4 protein-coding genes are annotated in these 3329 nt (G+C 71.8%); 1 reads left to right on the forward strand and 3 read right to left on the reverse strand.

Going from position 1 to position 3329, the window contains the following annotated elements:
- The 3 genes from GX015_RS02890 to lspA all read right to left on the reverse strand — a co-directional run.
- A partial coding sequence (locus tag GX015_RS02890; protein WP_291342668.1) for a hypothetical protein occupies positions 1 to 508 on the reverse strand: 508 nt, incomplete at its 3' end.
- Between the two features lie 44 nt (positions 509 to 552).
- On the reverse strand, positions 553 to 1479 hold the full coding sequence (locus GX015_RS02895; RefSeq protein ID WP_291342670.1) for an RluA family pseudouridine synthase: 927 nt from the start codon (positions 1477 to 1479) through the stop codon (positions 553 to 555).
- Positions 1472 to 2134 carry a signal peptidase II gene (lspA, locus tag GX015_RS02900; RefSeq protein ID WP_366926220.1) on the reverse strand — a complete coding sequence of 221 codons (663 nt, stop codon included), beginning with the start codon at positions 2132 to 2134 and terminating at the stop codon, positions 1472 to 1474. Before lspA ends, GX015_RS02895 begins: the two co-directional genes overlap by 8 nt.
- A gap of 64 nt (positions 2135 to 2198) precedes the next feature.
- Here lspA and GX015_RS02905 point away from each other — a divergent pair, with 64 nt between their 5' ends.
- A complete protein-coding gene (locus tag GX015_RS02905; protein ID WP_291342671.1) occupies positions 2199 to 3122 on the forward strand; it encodes a hypothetical protein in 924 nt (307 codons plus the stop codon).
- The last annotated feature ends 207 nt before the right edge of the window (positions 3123 to 3329 follow it).

Here is a 3329-nt window from a genome sequence, read left to right on the forward strand (position 1 = left end):
CCTCGATCATCCGCAGCTGCTCGAGGGTGCCGCGCACGAGCAGGCCGGTCATGCCCGCCTCGCCGACTCCCTGGACGATGGGCCCGGCGGAGCGCCGCAAATCACCGAGCTCACGCTCGAACACGTCGGCGCGGGTGCCGCCGGCGACGGGCTCGGGCAGGCTGCGCGAAACGATCTGGCCGACGTACATGGTGCCCACGCGTAGGCCGTCGATTCCGTCGACGGCGGCCGCGGCTTCGGCGGCGCCGGCGGGCGGGTCGAAGGAAACCAGGGCCCAGTGCCGCGCATCGGCGCCGGACCCGGAGCCGTCGGCCAGCGGCGGCGGCGATTGCAGCGTTCCGGCGGCGCGGGCGGCGTAGTCCCCGATGGACTCGCCGGACTCGATGCCGACGCCATCGCCGTTGACGTTCATGGGGGCGCTGACCCGGTCGGAGCGGGACATCATCACCAGCGCGACCGCCAGACCCAGCACGCAGATGATCGCGATCACCGCGGCGACGGGGCTCACGCCCTCCCCGCTCTTCTTCGCGGGCTCGGGCGCCCGGTGGCGGCTCACTGCGCCCTCAGCACGTCGAGGGCGTGCTGCAGGTCATCGGGGTACGGGCATTCGATTTCCATCCAGCGCCCGTCCGCCGGGTGCCGGAAACCGACGCCGACGGCGTGGAGCCACTGGCGGGTCAGGCCGAGCTTCTTCGACAGCGCCTCGTCCGAGCCGTACATCGGGTCACCGCAGCACGGGTGGTTGAGCGCGGAGAAGTGCACGCGGATCTGGTGCGTGCGGCCGGTTTCCAGCCCCACCTCCAGCAGCGTCGCCGGGGCGAAGGCCTCGAGGGTCTTGTAGTGCGTCACGGCGGGCTTGCCGTCGCGGCGCACGCAGAACCGCCAGCCGGCCGACGGGTGCCGGCCGATCGCGGCGTCGATGGTGCCCGACGACGGATCGGGGTGCCCCTGGACCAGCGCGTGGTAGGTCTTGGACACTTCGCGGTTCTTGAACGCCCGCTTGAGCACCGAGTAGCCGCGTTCCGAGCAGGCCACGACCATCACGCCGGAGGTGCCCACGTCGAGGCGCTGCACGATGCCCTGCCGCTCCGGCGGGCCGGAGGTGGAGATTCGGAATCCCGCGGCGGCCAGCCCGCCGATCACGGTCGGCCCGGTCCAGCCCACCGACGGGTGCGCTGCGACGCCGACCGGCTTGTGCACGGCCACCAGATCACTGTCGTGGTAGAGCACGTCCATGCCCTCCACCAGCTCTTCCTTGGGCATCAGCGGCGCCTGCACCTCGGGCAGGAGCACCGACAGCCACGCGTCCTCGTGCAGCCGGTCGGACTTGCCCACGGCGGCGCCATCGACCTGCACGTCGCCCGCTTCGGCCAGTTCGGCGGCGGCGGTGCGCGACAGGCCGAGCAGCTTCGCCAGCCCGGCGTCCACGCGCATCCCCGCCAGCCCCGGCGGCACGGGCATCTGCCTCGTCTCACGCATCGGCGCCACGCTCCCCGGTGCCCTCGGCACGCGCGCCGCGCGAGTCGTCGTCACGCTTTGCGACGGAGCCGGCCTCCCCGTCACCGGTCTCCTTCTCGGAATCGCCGACGAGCTCGTCGACGTCGGAGGAGAACATGATCCACGCGGCCAGCATGATCACGCCCACGGTGATCGCGGCATCGGCGAGGTTGAACACGGCGAACCCGCGCACCGACAGGAAGTCGACGACATGGCCGAAATAGAACGACGGATCGCGGAAGAGGCGGTCGATGAGGTTGCCCGCCGCACCGCCGGCGACGAGGCCGGCGGAGATCGTCGGCCACGGCGTGCGCAGCCACTTCGAGCCGATGGCCACCGCGACGATGAACGCGATCTGGATGGTCGTGAACAGCCACGTGGACCCGGTGCCCATGGAAAACGCGGCGCCCGGATTGCGCAGCAGGGTCAGCTGGAACCACTCGCCGATCAGATCCACGGGGGCCTTGCCCTCGAGCGCATCGACGGCGAAGACCTTGCTCGCCTGGTCGATCGCCGCCACGATCAGCACCGTCGCCGCCAGCATTCCGCGCTTCGGGCGCAGGGCCGACCACCGCCGAGAAGGGGCGGGGTCGGGCGGGGAATTCGTCGCTGATCCTGGGGTGCGGGATTTGGTCACCCGCCCATCATCTCCCATGTCCCCCGTTCGGGGCCAACGACCCGGCGACGGTAGCCTGGGCCAGGTGAAGATGCGTCGCCTTGCCCCCATGTTGCTCGCCGCCGGACTGGTCCTTTCGGGCTGCGGTTCCGACTCCGCGCCGGAGACCGCGCCGGTGCCCCTCGAAGTGCCGAAGGTGACCCTCGTCGACGCCGGCGAAGGAGCCGCCGAGGTCGTCCAGTGGGCGGATGACGGCGCACAGCAGGAAACGTCGATCATCGTGACGCAGGGCTTCACCCAGCGCACGGAAGGCGAGGGCGCCGACGACTCGGCCGACTCGACGACGCCGGACACGCGGCTGGAAATGCCCGTGACGGTGTCGGCGTCGGGCTCCGGCGCGGAGCGTTCCGTCGAAGCCGAGGTCGGCGTGCCCTTCGGTTCCAACGCGGAGCTCAACGACGACATCGCCACCGCCGAGGGATTCCTGGCGAAGTGGGACGCCGACGCGACCGGCCGCATGGCGGAGCTGGAGGTCGGAGCGCCCGAGGACGCGACCGACACCGCCCGTGCGGGCACCGAAGCCGCCCTGCTTCAGTGGGCGCGCCTGCCCATCGTGTTCCCGACCGAGCCGATCGCCCAAGGTGCGGTGTGGACCGTGGAGAGCCACGGCGGCGGCGATTCCTCGCTGCGCCAGGCGTTGACCTACACGCTGCTGGAGCGCGACGGCGACCAGGTCGAGCTCGACGTCGAGGTCGAGCAGACCCCGGCCGTCACCGAACTGGATTCCGGCGAGGGCCTCACGCTGCGCGTCGTCGACTCCGGCACGGAGACCCGCTCCGGCACGCTGAACATCGATCTGGCGTCGCCGCTGCCGACCTCCGGACTCATCGACTTCGTCACCACCGTCACCTACGGCTCGGGCGAGAATCCCGCCGGTCCCGCCTCGGCCGACGATTCCGGCCCGCGCATCGTGCAGCAGACCCACCGGGCCGTCCAATTCGGCAAGTAGCCGAACGCCGAACGTCGAAAGGCCCCGCATCCCAATTCGGGATGCGGGGCCTTCCCGCTGCGCCGGCACGGATTCGCCATGACCGAACCGCGCTGGTCGATCCTCGGCGATTAGGCCGGCGGCGCCGGCGGGGCCTCCTCGGCCGGGGGCGCGTCAGCCGGGGGCTCCGGCGGGGCCTCGGGGGCCGGCTCGGCCGGCGGCGGCTCC

The organism is Corynebacterium sp. (assembly GCF_012837295.1).
Taxonomy (GTDB): Bacteria; Actinomycetota; Actinomycetes; order Mycobacteriales; family Mycobacteriaceae; genus Corynebacterium.

What these genes read in the sequence shown, in the direction of transcription:
- GX015_RS02895 (WP_291342670.1), bottom strand. Translation starts at nt 1,479, where the DNA reads ATGCGTGAGACGAGGCAGATGCCCGTGCCGCCGGGGCTGGCGGGGATG.